13 protein-coding genes are annotated in these 15,881 nt (G+C 67.7%); 11 read left to right on the forward strand and 2 right to left on the reverse strand.

Features of this window, described 5'->3' with window-relative positions; genetic code table 11:
• The 11 genes from nuoN to DBY63_RS01025 all read left to right on the forward strand — a co-directional run bounded on the left by nuoN (position 1) and on the right by DBY63_RS01025 (position 14,886).
• Positions 1-1,452, forward strand: coding sequence for an NADH-quinone oxidoreductase subunit NuoN (gene nuoN, locus DBY63_RS00975; RefSeq protein WP_027599801.1), 1,452 nt, complete (start codon positions 1-3; stop codon positions 1,450-1,452).
• 150 nt (positions 1,453-1,602) lie between these two features.
• Positions 1,603-3,636, forward strand: a complete 2,034-nt coding sequence (locus DBY63_RS00980; protein ID WP_177411416.1) for a M13 family metallopeptidase — start codon at positions 1,603-1,605, stop codon at positions 3,634-3,636.
• A 73-nt stretch (positions 3,637-3,709) separates the two neighbouring features.
• Entirely contained in the window at positions 3,710-5,380 is a 1,671-nt protein-coding gene (locus DBY63_RS00985) for a bifunctional protein-serine/threonine kinase/phosphatase (RefSeq protein ID WP_108581059.1), read from the forward strand.
• Positions 5,381-5,443: 63 nt separating this feature from the next.
• Positions 5,444-6,688: a nitrate regulatory protein gene (locus tag DBY63_RS00990; protein ID WP_108581060.1), complete on the forward strand. Its 1,245-nt coding sequence runs from the start codon at positions 5,444-5,446 to the stop codon at positions 6,686-6,688.
• A gap of 290 nt (positions 6,689-6,978) precedes the next feature.
• Positions 6,979-8,304 (forward strand): CmpA/NrtA family ABC transporter substrate-binding protein, encoded by a 1,326-nt coding sequence (locus tag DBY63_RS00995; RefSeq protein WP_027601927.1) that lies wholly within the window; start codon positions 6,979-6,981, stop codon positions 8,302-8,304.
• A gap of 29 nt (positions 8,305-8,333) precedes the next feature.
• Positions 8,334-9,179: a nitrate ABC transporter permease gene (gene ntrB / locus DBY63_RS01000; RefSeq protein WP_017642297.1), complete on the forward strand. Its 846-nt coding sequence runs from the start codon at positions 8,334-8,336 to the stop codon at positions 9,177-9,179.
• 12 nt (positions 9,180-9,191) lie between these two features.
• On the forward strand, positions 9,192-9,992 hold the full coding sequence (locus tag DBY63_RS01005) for an ABC transporter ATP-binding protein (RefSeq protein WP_017642296.1): 801 nt from the start codon (positions 9,192-9,194) through the stop codon (positions 9,990-9,992).
• Between the two features lie 241 nt (positions 9,993-10,233).
• Positions 10,234-10,980, forward strand: a complete 747-nt coding sequence (gene cobA / locus DBY63_RS01010; RefSeq protein ID WP_007158904.1) for a uroporphyrinogen-III C-methyltransferase — start codon at positions 10,234-10,236, stop codon at positions 10,978-10,980.
• A 61-nt stretch (positions 10,981-11,041) separates the two neighbouring features.
• Complete coding sequence (locus tag DBY63_RS01015; RefSeq protein WP_108581061.1) at positions 11,042-12,061, forward strand: ligase-associated DNA damage response exonuclease; 1,020 nt, start codon at positions 11,042-11,044, stop codon at positions 12,059-12,061.
• Positions 12,058-13,779, forward strand: a complete 1,722-nt coding sequence (locus DBY63_RS01020; protein ID WP_042133461.1) for an ATP-dependent DNA ligase — start codon at positions 12,058-12,060, stop codon at positions 13,777-13,779. The genes DBY63_RS01015 and DBY63_RS01020 overlap by 4 nt, the downstream gene beginning before the upstream one ends.
• Positions 13,780-13,782: 3 nt before the next feature.
• Entirely contained in the window at positions 13,783-14,886 is a 1,104-nt protein-coding gene (locus tag DBY63_RS01025) for an FUSC family protein (protein ID WP_108581062.1), read from the forward strand.
• Here the strand turns inward: DBY63_RS01025 and DBY63_RS01030 are convergent.
• The gene (locus DBY63_RS01030; RefSeq protein ID WP_108581063.1) at positions 14,826-15,311 is read right to left on the reverse strand and encodes a hypothetical protein; all 486 of its coding nucleotides are present in this window, start codon (positions 15,309-15,311) and stop codon (positions 14,826-14,828) included. The two genes, DBY63_RS01025 and DBY63_RS01030, sit on opposite strands and share 61 nt — an antisense overlap.
• 3 nt (positions 15,312-15,314) lie before the next feature.
• A complete protein-coding gene (locus DBY63_RS01035) occupies positions 15,315-15,752 on the reverse strand; it encodes a GNAT family N-acetyltransferase (protein ID WP_158541716.1) in 438 nt (145 codons plus the stop codon).
• Between the last annotated feature and the right edge of the window lie 129 nt (positions 15,753-15,881).

The raw sequence follows: 15,881 nt of genomic DNA on the forward strand, positions 1-15,881 counted from the left end.
ATGACCTTTACCTACGAACACTTCATCGCCCTCCTGCCGATCATCATCACCGGCTTCACCGCCGTGGTGGTGATGCTGGGCATCGCCTGGCGGCGGGATCACACCATCATCCCGACCCTGGGCGTGATCGGTCTCAACCTGGCCCTGCTGTCCTGCATTCCGGCTTTGGGCGTCGGCGCCATCGACGTCACCCCGCTGCTGCGCATCGACGGCTTCACCTGCTTCTACATGGCGCTGATCCTGATCGCCACCCTGGCCTGCATGACCCTGTCGCATGCCTACATGGAAGGCTATCCGGGCAACCGCGAAGAGCTGTACCTGCTGCTGCTGATCTCCGCCACCGGCGGCCTGGTGCTGGTGGCGGCGCAGAACGTCGCCGGTCTGTTCATCGGCCTGGAACTGCTGTCGGTACCGGTCTACGGCCTGGTGGCCTACAGCTACTTCAATCGCCGCTCCCTGGAAGCCGGCATGAAGTACCTGGTGCTGTCCGCCGCCGGTTCGGCCATCCTGCTGTTCGGCATGGCCCTGCTCTATGCCCAGTCCGGCAGCCTCAACTTCGCCGACATCGGCATGCAGATGGACGCCCCGGCCAGCACCGGCCTGCTGATGGAAATCGGCCTGGGCATGCTGATCGTCGGTCTCGGCTTCAAGCTGTCCCTGGTGCCCTTCCACCTCTGGACCCCGGACGTCTACGAAGGCGCCCCGGCGCCGGTCGGCGCCTTCCTGGCCACCGCCAGCAAGGTCGCCGTCTTCGCCGTGCTGGTACGGGTATTCCAGACCATGCCCATGGCTACCGAGGACGGCTGGCTGCACGATGCCATCGCCTTCATCGCCATCGCCTCCATGCTGGTGGGCAACCTGCTGGCGCTGATGCAGAGCAACCTCAAGCGTCTGCTGGGTTACTCCTCCATCTCCCACTTCGGCTACCTGCTGGTGGCTGTGGCCTCGGGCGAAGGCCTGTCGATGGAAGCCGTGGCGGTCTACCTGGTGACCTATGTCTTCACCAGCCTGGGCGCGTTCGGCGTGATCACCCTGATGTCCAGCCCGAGCAACGGCCAGCGTGACGCCGATGCCCTGTTCGAGTACCGCGGCCTGTTCTGGCGCCGCCCGTACCTGACCGCGGCGCTGACGGTGATGATGCTGTCCCTGGCCGGCATCCCGCTCACCGCCGGTTTCATCGGCAAGTTCTACGTCATCACCGTGGGCGTGGAAGCGGGCATGTGGTGGCAGACCGCGGCCATCGTGCTGGGCAGCGCCATCGGCCTGTTCTATTACCTGCGCGTGATGGTCACCCTGTACCTGACCGAGCAGGGCCTGCAGCGCCACGATGCGCCGATGAACTGGGGTCAGCGCGCCGGTGGCGTGATGCTGATCGCCATTTCCATCGCGACCTTCGTCCTCGGCGTCTATCCGCAGCCGCTGCTGCAACTGGCGCAGCTGACGGTGTTCTGATCCAGGACGTCGCCCACGATCCCCGCTTCGGCGGGGATCGTCGTTTCTGGGGTCCGCAAGAGACCCGCCCTTGGCAGGGTCGCGCCCCGACCGCTACCCTCGGCGCCCTACCCTGCTTTTCCTGTCCTTTCCTGGAGACCCCTTTCTCCCATGCCTGCGTTGAAACCTCTCACCCTCGCCATCGGCCTGCTGCTCGGCGGCCAGGCCTTCGCCGCCCCTGTCTTCGACGTCACCGAACTGGGTGACCCCGCCACCGCCTGCAGCGACCTCGACACCTTCGTCAACCAGAAGTGGGTTACCGCCAATCCGATCCCGCCCGACAAGTCGCGCTGGGGTTCCTTCATGGCCCTGGGGGAGAAATCGCTCAACGACCAGCACGCCATCCTGCAGCGGGCGGCCCGCACGGCCGATCGCGCGGCAGCGGGCTCGGTGGAACAGAAGATCGGCTGGCTATATCGCTCGGGCATGGACGAGGCCGCCATCGAGCGCGCCGGCTATCGACCGATCCAGGCGCAACTGGCGGCCATCGACGGATTGCGCACCACCGCCGATGTCGTGAAGTACCTGCAACAGAGCTTCGCCCGCGGCGACATGCAGGTGTTCTCCTTCGGCTCCGGCGCCGACTACCAGAATGCCAAGCAGCAGATCGCCTATGCCTACCAGGGCGGCCTGGGCCTGCCGACACCCGATTACTACACCGAAGCCGACTACGCCAAGCTGCGCCAGGCCTATCTGGGCCACATCGCCCGGCTGCTGGTTCTGACCGGCGTACCCAAGGCCAGGGCCGCCGCCCAGGCCGAACTGGTGCTGGCCTTCGAAAGTCGCCTGGCGCGCGCCTCGGTCAAGCCGGTGGAGCTGCGCAATCCGGAAAACCAGTATCACTACCTGAGCTTCGCCGAGGCCAACCAGGTGACGCCGCACTTCGACTGGCAGGCCTTCTTCGCCAGCCAGGGCGTCACCGGCCAGCAGGGCTTTTCGCTGTCCCAGCCGGGTTTCTTCGCCGAATTCGACCGGATGCTGGCGGAGACCCCCGTCGAGCAGTGGCAGGCCTATCTGCGTGCCCATGTGATCGACGACGCCGCGCCGCTGCTGTCCCGACCCTTCCAGCAGGAGAGCTTCGAGTTCAACCAGAAGACCCTGAGCGGCCAGCAGCAGCAGAGCGAGCGCTGGAAGCGGGTGCTGCGCGCGGTCAACGGCGCCATGGGCGAAGGTCTCGGCCAGCTCTATGTGCAGGAGCATTTCTCGCCCCAGGCCAAGGCCCGCGCCCAGGAACTGGTGGACAACGTGATGCTGGCGCTCAAGGCGCGCATCGAGCAGCTCGACTGGATGAGCCCGGAGACCAAGCAGAAGGCGCTGGCCAAGTGGGATAGCTTCCTGCCCAAGATCGGCTATCCGGAGCGCTGGCGTGACTGGAGCGGCCTGACCCTCCAGCCCCAGGGATTCTATGCCAACCTGGAAGCCGCCTCGCGCTTCAACTACCGGCATGACCTGGACAAGATCGGCAAGCCCACCGACCGCAAGGAATGGGGCATGTATCCGCAGACGGTCAACGCCTACTACAGCCCCAACGACAACACCATCAACTTCCCCGCGGCCATCCTGCAGCCGCCCTTCTTCTATCCGGACGGTGACGACGCCATCAACTACGGCGGCATCGGCGCGGTGATCGGCCACGAGGCCAGCCATGGCTTCGACGACCAGGGCAGCAAGTTCGACGGTGCCGGCAACCAGGTGGACTGGTGGACCCCGGCCGACCGCAAGGCCTTCGAGGCCCGCACCGGCAAGCTGGTGCAGCAATTCGACGGTTATCGGCCGCTGCCGGACCACCCGGAGCTGCACGTCAACGGCAAGCTCACCCTGGGCGAGAATATCGGCGACCTCGGCGGCATCAATGCCGCCTATGACGCCCTGCAACTGGCCCTGGCGAAGAAGCCGGAAGAGGCTGCCCGGGAGATCGACGGCTATACCCAGGACCAGCGCTTCTTCCTCAACTGGGCGCGGGTCTGGCGGGGCTCGATCCGTGAAGAGCAGGCGCGCCTGTTCCTCAACACCGATCCCCATGCGCCCATGAGATTCCGTGCCATCGGCGCGCCATCCAACATGCCAGCCTTCGCCCAGGCCTTCAGCTGCAAGGCAGGCGATGCCATGGTCCGGCCGGACGAGCAGCGCGTGGAAATCTGGTGACGGACCAGGGGCGTCGGTCGAGCGGGTATCGCTTTTGCATCGCTCGCCTTCTCTCTCCTCTGGCGCCCCGTCCATGCCCCTAGAACTCGCCTTCGCCGAAGCCACTGCGACCGGTCCGCGCAAGGAAAACCAGGACGCCTTGCGCAGTGTCCAGCCCAGCGCGGCGCTGGCGGCGACCAAGGGGCATCTGTTCGCCCTCGCCGATGGCGTCAGCGGTTGTCCGGATGGTGGCCTGGCGGCGCGCGCCACCCTTCAGGCCCTGGCCCAGGACTATTACTCCACCCCGGAAACCTGGCCGGTGGCCCAGGCGCTGGAGCGGCTGCTGCTGGCGCAGAATCGCTGGTTGCAGGCCGCCGGCAATGGCCAGCCGCTGCTGACCACCCTCACCGCCCTGGTGATCCGCGGCCGGCGCTACACCCTGGCCCATGTCGGCGATTGCCGCGCCTATCGCTGGCACGGCGAACGGCTGACCTGTCTCACCGTCGACCACGTCTGGCAGCAGGCCGGCATGCAGCATGTGCTGACCCGCGCCCTGGGGCTGGAAAACCACCTGGTGGTGGATTTTCGCGAAGGCGAACTGGAAGCCGGCGAAACCCTGCTGCTGGTGAGCGATGGGGTCTGGGCCGCGCTGGGCGAAGACAGCATGAGGCGCATCCTCGTCGACGGCGTCAGCGATCTGGACGCCACCGCCCAGGCGCTGGTGGCTGGCGCCCTGCATGCCGGCGGCCAGGACAATGCCAGCGCACTGCTGGTGCGGGTCGATCGCCTGCCGGACATCTCCCTGGCCGATACCCTGGCCAACGCGGACACCTGGCCGCCGCTGCCCGCCTTGAAACCCGGCCAGGCCTTCGAGGGCTGGATGGTGGTGGAGCGCCTCGCCGAGTCGCGGCAATCGCTGCTCTACCGGGTCACCGACGAGGGTGGCCGTCCCTGGCTGCTCAAGACCCTCCCCGCGGCACTGCAATTCGACACCCTGGCCGGTCATGCCCTGCTCATGGAGGAGTGGTTCCTGCGGCGCGTCGCCGGCCGCGCCTTCGTCGAGGTGCATCCGCTGCCACGGCGCGCCCACCTCTATTTCGTGCAGCGCGAATATCCGGGGCGCACCCTGGCACAACAGCTGACCAGCGACGGGCCCCTGGCCCTGGCCGACTGGCTGGACGTCGCCTCGCGCCTGTTGCGTGCGCTCGGCCAGTTGCACAGACGCAACATCCTTCACCGCGACATCAAGCCGGACAATCTGCACCGCGGCCAGGATGGTGAACTGCGCCTGCTGGACTTCGGCCTGGCCTACTGTCCGCAACTGTCCCAGGATCTGCAGGACAGTCCGGGCACCCCCAGCTACCGGGCGCCGGAATCCTTCGAAGGTGCCGAGCCGAGTCCCGCCCAGGATCTCTATGCGGCCGGGGTGACCCTCTATCAGCTGCTGACCGGTGCTTATCCCTACGGCGAGGTGGAGCCCTTCCAGCGCCCACGCTTCGGCACGCCGGCCAGCGCCCTGCGCCGGCGTCCGGATGTACCCGCCTGGCTCGACGACTGGCTGCAGCGGGCCGTGGCGGTCGACCCCGCCGAGCGCTTCGAAACCGCGGAAGAAGCCCTGCTGCTGCTGGAGCAGGGCGAGCGGCAACCGGCGGTCCGCGCCCTGCCGCTGCTGCACCGCGATCCGCTGCGCACCTGGCAGGTGGTCGCGACCCTGTCGCTTCTGGCCAACTTGGTGCTCGGGCTGTTGTGGCTCTATCGCCACTGAGGCGTCCCGGTCTGGAGCAGCTTTTGCAGGCCAGTGGCCAGCCTCCTGCTCGAGTCTCGCCCCATGTCCGATCGCCAGATGCCCCCTGCCCTGCGTTTCATGCTGGCGGCCCGCCGTTGCGAACTGCAGCAACTGGAGGGTCTTGCCCTGACCTGCGAACTGGTGGAGGGCGCCAGCGCACTGGTACATGACCTGCAGCGCGAGCGCGGCTTCAGCAATATCCTGCTGGGGACGGGCAGCGATCGCTATCGCAGCGCCCTGGAACGGCATTCGGCCACGACGCGCTGCAGCGAGACGCGTCTGCGCGAAGGCCTGGACACCCTCGACGCCAGCCTGGCCCAGGATCGCCCGCGCCTGCTCAACCGCATCGCCTGTGTCCTGCACCTGCTCGATGGCCTGCCGGGTCTGAGGCGCGGCGTGCTCGACCGGCGCCTGGGGATGGAAGAGGCCACCGCGGCCTTCTCGCACCTGATCGGCGGCTTGCTGGCGGTCATCTTCGAGGCGGCCGACACGGCGAGCGACCCGGGTCTCAGCCGGGCCCTGGTGGCGCTGTTCAACTTCATGCAGGGCAAGGAACTGGCGGGCCAGGCCCGGGCGACCGGCGTGGTCGGCTTCGCCCAGGGTCATTTCGATGCCGTGCTGCTGGCCCGTCTCGACGACCTGGACAGTGGCCAGGCCCGTTGCTTCGCTGGTTTCCTCGATCATGCCGATCCCCAGGCCCTGGTCCTCTGGCACGGGGTGCAGGAGTGCGCCTCGCGGCAGCAGATCGAACGACTGCGCGGCGTCGCCCAGCGCACCTCGGCGAGTGCCCAGGTGGAGCCGGCGCTGGCCGAACTCTGGTTCGAACTCAATACTCGCCGCCTGGACGCCATGCAGGAGGTCGCCCAGCACCTGGTCCTGGAACTCCGCGCGCGCTGTGCGAAGAGCATCGCCCAGGCCCGGGCGGACCTGGACAGCCATCGCAAGCTGTCCCGCCGCCTGGCCGAGCTCGACCGCGAGCCGAGCACGCCGCTGCTGTTCAGCCTGACCGCCAATCCGCTGGGTGAAGCCCGGCCAGGCGAAGGTCAGCTCGGCATCCTCGAATTGCTGCACGAGCAGACCCGACGCCTGCACGAGGTGGAGGCGGAGCTGCAGGAAACCCGCCGCTCCCTGGTCGAGCGCAAGCTGCTGGAGCGCGCCAAGCAGCAGCTCATGCAGCAACTGCAACTGCCGGAGGCGGACGCCCACCAGCATCTGCAGCGGCTGGCGATGCGCAGCGGCCGGCCGCTGCCCGAACTGGTCCGGCAGCTACTCGGCCAGGAGCCCTAGGTCGGCACTATTCATCGATCAGTATTGGCCATCGTACTGCCCGGGCCCGTTCGGCACCCTCCATGCGCTGCCAGGGCGCACCCTGGCAGAGAAACGCCCCCTGACTGTGCGCCCAGGAACCGCAAAAGGCCTGGGTCGCCCGGGATTCCGGGCTTGGCACAGTCCCTGCAAAAGCCCTGGCGAGCGCCTCGCGCTCCCACAGCAATCCCCGGACGAAGGTGTCCACGCTCGCAGCCCAAGCCTGCCGAGAGTGGATGCCTTTTTTTGTGCCCGCGAAATAAGGAAGGACGATGGACGACAGCTCGCGTAACGATGACCAGGCCGGTCGCGGACTCCCCCGCCGCAGTTTCCTCAAGCAGTCGCTCGGCGTACTAGGTGCTGGCGCCGCGCTCACGCTGCTGCCACCCGGGCTGAGGTCCGCCGCCTGGGCCTCCGGCAGCGATGCCGTGGAGACGACCAAGGCCAAACTGGGCTTCATCGCCCTCACCGATGCCGCGCCGCTGTTCGTCGCCGACGAACTGGGGCTGTTCGCCAAGCACGGCATGACCGAGGTGGAGGTGCTCAAGCAATCCTCCTGGGGCACCACCCGCGACAACCTGGTGCTGGGCTCGGCGGCCAATGGCATCGACGGCGCCCACATCCTCACCCCCATGGTCTATCACCTGGCCTCCGGCAAGATCACCCCCAACGGCCAGCCGCTGCCCATGGCGCTGCTGGCACGGCTGAACGTCGACGGCCAAGGCATCTCCCTGTCAAACGACTACAAGGAGCAAAAGGTCGGCCTAGACGCCAGCGGCTTCAAGACCGCCCTGGCCGCGCGCCAGGCCGCTGGCAAGAAGACCTCGGCCGCCATGACCTTCCCAGGCGGCACCCATGATCTGTGGATTCGCTACTGGCTGGCGGCCAACGGTATCGACCCGAACAAGGACATCACCACCCTGGTGGTGCCCCCGGCGCAGATGGTCGCCAACATGAAGGTCGGCAACATGGACACCTTCTGCGTCGGCGAGCCCTGGAACGCCCAGCTGATCAAGCAGAACATCGGCTACAGCGCCCTGACCACCGGCGAGCTCTGGGCCAATCACCCCGAGAAGGCCCTGGCCCTGCGCGGCGACTATGTCCAGGCCAATCCCAAGGCCACCGTGGCGCTGCTCAAGGCGGTACTGGAGGCCCAGCAATACTGCGACGTGGCGGCGAACAAGCCGAAGGTCGCCGAGATCTGCGCCAAGCGGCGCTGGATCGGCGCGCCCGCCGAGGACGTAGTCGGCCGCCTGCAGGGCACCTTCGACTACGGTACCGGCCGGGTGGTGCAGAACAGTCCGCACCTGATGAAGTTCTGGAACGAGCATGCCTCCTTCCCCTACCAGAGCCACGACCTCTGGTTCATCACCGAGAACCAGCGCTGGGGCTATCTACCCGGCGACCTGGATGCCCAGGGCCTGATCGCCAAGGTCAACCGCGCCGATCTCTGGCGCGAAGCGGCGGCGGCCATCGGTGTCCCGGCCGGCGACATTCCCGCCAGCAACTCGCGCGGCAAGGAAAGCTTCTTCGACGGCAAGGTGTTCGACCCCGCCGATCCCAAGGCCTATCTCGCCAGCCTGACGCTCAAGGCCTGACGTCCACCATCCCTCAAGGAGTGCCGCCGATGAACGCCCACACCCGGCCGCCCAAGGCCCTCGCGACCTTTCGTCCGCAAACCCGTCTGCGTCGCTTCGGCCAGCAGGTGCTGCGCAATGGCCTGCCACCGCTGGTGGTGGGCGCCCTGCTGCTGATCGTCTGGCAACTGCTGTGCAGTCGCCCCGGCGCGGCCCTGCCGCCGCCGAGCCAGGTGGTCAACGACACCTGGGAGCTGATCACCCAGCCCTTCTACGACAACGGCGGCAATGACGTGGGCATGGCCTGGCAACTGCTGGCCAGCCTCGAACGCGTCGCCTACGGCTACCTGATGGCCGCCGTGGTGGGTATCGCCCTGGGCGTGCTGGTGGGCCAGTCGGCCTGGGCCATGCGCGGCCTCGATCCACTGTTCCAGGTCCTGCGCACCGTGCCACCGCTGGCCTGGCTGCCGCTGTCCCTGGCCGGCTTCAAGGACAGCCACCCCTCGGCGCTCTTCGTCATCTTCATCACCGCCATCTGGCCGATCATCATCAATACCTCGGTAGGCATCCGCAACATCCCCGAGGACTACCGCAACGTGGCGCGCGTCCTGCGCCTGAATGGCTGGGAATACTTCCAGAAGATCATGCTGCCGGCCGCCGCCCCCTACATCTTCTCCGGTCTGCGCATCGGCGTGGGTCTGTCGTGGCTGGCCATCATCGCCGCCGAGATGCTGATCGGTGGCGTGGGCATCGGCTTCTTCATCTGGGATGCCTGGAACGCCTCGCGCATCAGCGACATCATCCTGGCGCTGGTCTACGTCGGCGTCATCGGCTTCCTGCTCGACCGGCTGGTGGCCCTCATCGGCCGGCTGGTCACCCGCGGCACCGCGAACTAGAGGACTCCCACCATGGCCCAGCCCTACCTGAGCATCGAGCACGTCGACAAGAGCTTCACCCGCAACGGCCTGACCTCCACGGTGCTGCGCGACGTCAACCTCAAGATCGAACGCGGCGAATACATCTCCATCATCGGCCACTCCGGCTGCGGCAAGTCGACGGTGCTCAACATCGTCGCCGGCCTGATCGAACCCACCTCCGGCTCCATCCTGCTGGAGAACCGCGAGGTCCGCGGTCCTGGTCCGGAGCGCAGCCTGGTGTTCCAGAACCACTCGCTGCTGCCCTGGCTGACGGTCTACGAGAACGTCGCCCTGGCGGTGGACAAGGTGTTCAGGGGCGCCAAGAGCAAGGCCGAGCGCCATGCCTGGACGCTGCACAACCTGGAAATGGTCAACATGAGCCATGCCCTGCACAAAAGACCCAGCGAGATTTCCGGTGGCATGAAGCAGCGGGTCGGCATCGCCCGGGCCCTGGCCATGGAGCCCAAGGTGCTGCTGCTGGACGAGCCCTTCGGCGCCCTGGACGCCCTCACCCGGGCGCATCTGCAGGATGAGGTGATGCGCATCCAGAGCGAACTGCGCAACACCGTGATGATGATCACCCACGACGTGGACGAGGCGGTGCTGCTCTCGGATCGCATCGTCATGATGACCAACGGCCCGGCGGCCACCATCGGCGAGATCCTCACCATCGACCTGCCGCGGCCGCGCGATCGCATCACCCTGGTCGACGATCCCCGCTACAACGGCTATCGCCACGCGGTGCTGAGCTTCCTCTACGAGAAGCACAGCCACCCCGGTGCCGTAGCCTGAAGATTCGCCCCGTTTCGAGGCAACACGCCTCGAAACGGGGCGATTTTACGGTCTCCCGCGCGCGCAAACCCAGGGTTTGTCTCGCAGGAGCAACTGGCACGAAGCCTGCAAATCCTCAGACAACATAGGTCTTTCTTCAACGGCGAGGAAAGACCCTCCGGACAAAGGCGTCCCAGCTGCTTGCAGCGGGACGCCTTTTTTTTGCGTTACAGTCGCCACCCTGGATACGAGAGGTCACTACATGAGCGGGAAAGTCTGGTTGATCGGTGCCGGCCCCGGCGATCCCGAGTTGCTGACCCTCAAGGCCGTGCGCGCCCTGGGCGAGGCCGAGGTGGTGATGATCGATGACCTGGTCAATCCGGCAGTGCTCGAACACTGCCCGAACGCCCGGGTGATCCGCGTCGGCAAGCGCGGCGGTTGCCGCTCCACGCCCCAGGCCTTCATCCATCGACTGATGCTGCGCTATGCCCGTCAGGGCCGTTGCGTGGCCCGGCTCAAGGGCGGCGATCCCTGCATCTTCGGTCGCGCTGGCGAGGAAGCCGAATGGCTGGCCGCCCGTGGCGTCAGCAGCGAGATCGTCAACGGCATCACCGCCGGCCTGGCCGGCGCCACCGCCTGCGGCATCTCCCTGACCCTGAGAGGCGTGGCCCGGGGCGTGACCCTGGTCACCGCCCACACCCAGGACGACAGCGCGCCCAACTGGCCGGCCCTGGCCGCCACCGGCACCACCCTGGTGGTCTACATGGGCGTGGCGCGCCTGGCCGAGATCCAGCAGGGCCTGCTGGACGGCGGTCTGGCCCTGACCACCCCGGTGGCCATGATCGAGAACGCCTCCCTGCCCAGCCAGCGCGAGTGCCGCTCGACCCTGCAGGATCTGCAGGTGGACGCCGCCCTCTTCCAGCTGCGCAGCCCGGCGATCCTGGTGATCGGCGAGGTGGTCGGCCAGGCCGCCCTGCAACAGGCCCTGAGCTTCGCCGCCCAGGCCTGAGCGGCGAACTCCGGAGCCCAGCCGCCGTTCCTATGGGTAATCCCCCAGCAGAGCGGCGCCCATGGACCTCGTCATCGCTCGCCCGGACGGCCTCTACTGCCCGCCCGGCGACTTCTACATCGATCCCTGGCATCCGGTGGAACGTTCGGTCATCACCCACGGCCACGGCGACCATGCCCGGGTAGGCAACGGTCACTATCTCGCCACCTCGGCCAGTGCCGGCATCCTGCGCGCCCGGCTGGGTGCCGACATCAACCTCCAGACCCTGGAATACGGCGAGGTCATCGACCACCATGGGGTCAGGCTGAGCTTCCATCCGGCCGGCCATGTGCTGGGCTCGGCCCAGGTACGCCTGGAATACCGCGGCGAGGTCTGGGTGGCCTCGGGGGACTACAAGGTCGAACCCGATGGCACCTGCACCCCCTTCGAGCCGGTGCGCTGCCATACCTTCATCACCGAATCCACCTTTGGCCTGCCGATCTATCGCTGGCGACCCCAGGCCGAGATCTTCGCCGAGGTCAACCAGTGGTGGCGCGCCAACCAGGCCCAGGGGCTGGCCAGCGTCCTCTACAGCTACGCCTTCGGCAAGGCGCAACGCCTGCTGCACGGCCTCGATCCGGAGATCGGCCCCATCCTCGCCCATGGCGCGGTGGAGCCGCTCAACCGGGTCTATCGCGAGGCCGGCATCCGCATTCCCGAGACCCACTACGCCGGCGACTTCAAGAAGAGCGATCCCACGTTGCGTCGGGCGCTGATCATCGCCCCGCCCTCGGCCGGGGGCAGTACCTGGATCCGCCGCTTCGGCGAACACAGCGACGCCTTCGCCAGTGGATGGATGATGCTGCGCGGCACCCGCCGCCGGCGCGGCGTGGATCGCGGCTTCGTGCTCTCCGACCACGCCGACTGGCCGGGCCTGCTGTGGGCCATCGAGCAGACCGGCGCCGAGCGGGTGATGGTCACCCATGGCTCGGTCGCCACCCTGGTGCGCTACCTGCGCGACCAGGGGCTGGACGCCCAGGGCTTCACCACCGAATACGGTGAGGAAGACGACACCCCCGTCGCCGCGGAGGCCCAGGCATGAAGGCCTTCGCCGAACTCTACGGGCGTCTCGACGCCACCACCTCCAGCAATGCCAAGCTCGCGGCCCTGGTGGACTACTTCGGCAGCGCCCCGGCCGCGGATGCCGCCTGGGCGGTGTACTTCCTCGCCGGCGGCCGCCCCCGTCGGCTGGTGCCGACCCGGCAGCTGCGCGAATTGACCATGGCCCTCTCCGGCCTGCCCGAGTGGCTGTTCGAAGAGAGCTACCAGGCGGTGGGTGACCTGGCGGAGACCATGGCCCTGCTGATTCCCACCGCCGATGCCGCCAATGCCGAGGGCCTGGCCTTCTGGCTGGAGGAGTACCTGCTGCCCCTGCGCGGCCTGCCTCCGGAGGAGCTGGCCGAGCGACTGCCGCCACTGTGGGGCCAGCTGGATCGGCAGAGTCTGATGGTCTGCATCAAGCTGATCACCGGCGAATTCCGTGTCGGTGTCTCCAAGCTGCTGGTGACCCGGGCCCTGGCCACCCTGGCGGATCTGGATCCCAAGCGCGTCGCCCAGCGCCTGGTGGGCTATACCGATCTCTCCCACCGTCCCACCGCCGAGGGCTATGCCCGCCTGGTCGCCCCGGAAAGTCCGGACGAGCACGCCCAGCGCGGCGGCCAGCCCTATCCCTTCTTTCTCGCCCACGCCCTGCAACTGCCGGTGGAGCAGTTCGAGGCGCAACTGGGGCCGGCCGAGGACTGGCAGGTGGAATGGAAGTGGGATGGCATCCGCGCCCAGCTGGTCAAGCGCGACGGTCGGCTGTGGATCTGGTCGCGGGGCGAAGACTTGGTCACCGATCGTTTTCCCGAATTGCATCCCCTCGCGGAAGCGCTGCCCGATGGCACCGTGATCGACGGCGAGATCGTGGTCTGGAAGGAAGACGCCGCGCCCGACACCCTGCTCAGCAGCGAAGAGGTGAGCGAGCAGCAGGACGGCCGCGATCCGGCCGCGCCCATCCCCTTCGGCGTGCAACCCTTCGCCCTGCTGCAGCAACGCATCGGCCGCAAGACCCTGGGCAAGAAGATCCTCGAAGACGTGCCGGTCATCCTGCTCGCCTACGACCTGCTGGAATGGCAGGGCCACGACCTGCGCAGCCAGCCGCAACGCCAGCGCCGCGCCGAGCTGGAGCGGGTGGTGGCCCGTTGCGCCAGCCCGTTGCTGAGACCCTCGCCGCTGCTGCACGGGCGCGACTGGCAGGATCTCGCCCGCCAGCGCGAGGCCTCCCGCACCCTGGGCGTCGAAGGCATGATGCTCAAGGCCCAGGATTCGCTCTATGGCGTCGGTCGCACCAAGGACATGGGCACCTGGTGGAAGTGGAAGGTCGATCCCTTCTCGGTGGATGCGGTGCTCATCTATGCCCAGCGCGGCCACGGGCGACGCGCCAGTCTCTATTCCGACTACACCTTTGCCGTCTGGGATGGTCCGCCGGAGAGCAGCGAACGCACCCTAGTGCCCTTTGCCAAGGCCTATTCGGGTCTGACCGACGAAGAGATGCGCAAGGTGGACGCCATCGTCCGGCGCACCACGGTGGAAAAGTTCGGCCCGGTGCGCAGCGTCGAGCCGACCCTGGTGTTCGAACTGGGCTTCGAGGGCATCGCCCTGTCCAAGCGCCACAAGAGCGGCGTCGCGGTGCGCTTTCCGCGCATGCTGCGCTGGCGTCACGACAAGCCGGTGGCCGAAGCCGACACCCTAGACATCCTGCAGAATCTGCTGGCCTAGCCCATGTCCGGTCAGACCGCGCCGCCGGTCGCCGATGGCGACATAGGGGCCCCGCGGGAACCGCGCTGGGCCCTGGCGTTGGCCTGCCTGCCGGCGCTGGCGATCATCCTGCTCGCCGGCGGCTGGACGGGTGCCTGGCTGCCCTGCGTGGTGGCCCTGGGCGGCGCCTATACCGTCGGCTTCGGCGCCTACAAGAGCTTTGCCGCCGAACCCCTGGCACCCATGCTGGTGGCGGCGCTGGGGATGACCTTTTCCGCCGTGGTCGGCTCCCTGTTGGGCCACCAGCTGCCGGCGCTGGTTCTGGCCGGTGCCCTCTGGGCCGCCTGCTGCGCCTGGCTGTTCGCCGTTGGCAACGGCCCCTGGTGGATCACCCAGCAATGGACGGTGGCCCTGCTGGTGGCCGGCGGCTTTCCCGGTGACCTGCAGCAGGCGCTGCTGCGGGGCGGCCTGGTGCTGGGCGGTGGGCTGCTGCAACTGGTGCTCTTCGCCCTGGTGCAGAAGGCGCTCTACCGCTCCCAGTGGCGGCTGCGCACCGGCTCCCTGAAAGCCCACCTCCACGAGGTCGTGGTGCTGTTCGCGGACAGGTTTCGCCTCGGCCGCTACGGCTTCTATGCCGCCGCCGTGGTCGCTCTCTGCCAGACCCTGACCGGCCTGCTGGAGTACGGTCACGGCTACTGGGCGCCGATGACCGCACTGCTGGTGCTCAAGCCGCGCCTGGGCGACACCTGGCGGCGCGGCCTCGGCCGCTTGGGCGGCACCCTGGCCGGTTGCCTGCTGGCAGGCGCGGTGGTCTGGCTCGATGACACCCCTGCCGTCCTGGCCGGCGCCTGCCTGCTGTGTGCGGCGGGCGCCTATCTATTGCAGGACGGGCGCTATTCGCTGCAGACGCTGTTCATCACCGGCACCACGGTACTGATGGTCGGCCTGGCCGGCGCGCCCGAGGCCAGCATCGCCCGCGAACGGATCGGCAGCACCCTGCTCGGCGGCGCGGTCGCCCTGCTCTTTCTGGCGCTGGAGGCCGGCGTCGAACAGGGACTCGCCCGCCTTCAACGGCGACGTCGGTTGCGCCAGGCGAACACCAGCAACCCCAGCAAGGCGCCCAGGTAGCTGCCATCGTGCATCCAGGCCGCCAGCAGGAAACCACGACGATCCTGCACGCAGGCCGGCACCCGCAGGACGCTGCCCAGCTCCAGGGCGAGCAAACCCAGGCCCAGGCCCAGCAGGGCGCAGCCCAGTGCTCCGAGCAGCACGGCCGCGCTGCCGCGCCAGAGATAGCGGTCACCGGCAGGCCGCCCGCGGGCGAGCCAGAGCAACGCCAGGCCCAGCGGCAGTCCGGCTACCGCGCCGGCTTGCAGGCCGACCCTGGCCGCTCGCCAATGAGGCGCCAGCGCCGTGTCGAGCAGGCCGAATTGCGGAAATTTCAGGCAGGTGAAGTAATCCGGACCCAGGCCATAGCTGACCTGATCATGCAGCGCCCCATAGAGGGCGGCCAGGGCGATCAGCGCCAGCAGCCTGCCCAGGCCTCGCGCCACCGGCTAGCCCAATGCCTTGTGGTAGCTGTGCAGGCCTGTCCCCAGCGGTCGCGGCAGAAAGCCGCAGTGCTGGTACCCACAGCGTTCATAGAAGGCTGCGCTCTGGGCAGTACGCAGATAGGCCACCTGGGCCCCCAGGGCGCGAGCTTCGACTTCCGCCCGCTGCAAGAGCTGCCGCCCTAATCCCCGCTGACGATGCCGCTCTTCGACCCAGAGCACCTCGATCTCCAGACCCTGCCAGAACACGCGACCCAAGAGGCCAGCAATGACCTTGGAATCCTCGACGACGACCAATCGGAGCGGGATATCGGCCGACTCGTCGGCCAACTGTGGATGCTGGGCGCTGACGAAAGCCTGAAAACCGCGGGCGACCGCCGTAGCCTGATCAACCGTCGCCACCTGGATATCGCCTGGTACCACAGCTTCTCCCTGAAAGGTCATCTCGCCTCGCTCCCGTTTCCTTTGCACACAGCCGCACGCCGCTATTGCTACCGAGCAGATACGATGTCTTATCGAATCGGGTCTTCTGCTACCTTTTTGCCCACCTTTGGCGCACGCGTGTCTTTTTAG

This window comes from Pseudomonas sp. RIT411 (genome assembly GCF_003057735.2).
In the GTDB taxonomy this organism is placed as follows: domain Bacteria; phylum Pseudomonadota; class Gammaproteobacteria; order Pseudomonadales; family Pseudomonadaceae; genus Chryseomonas; species Chryseomonas oryzihabitans.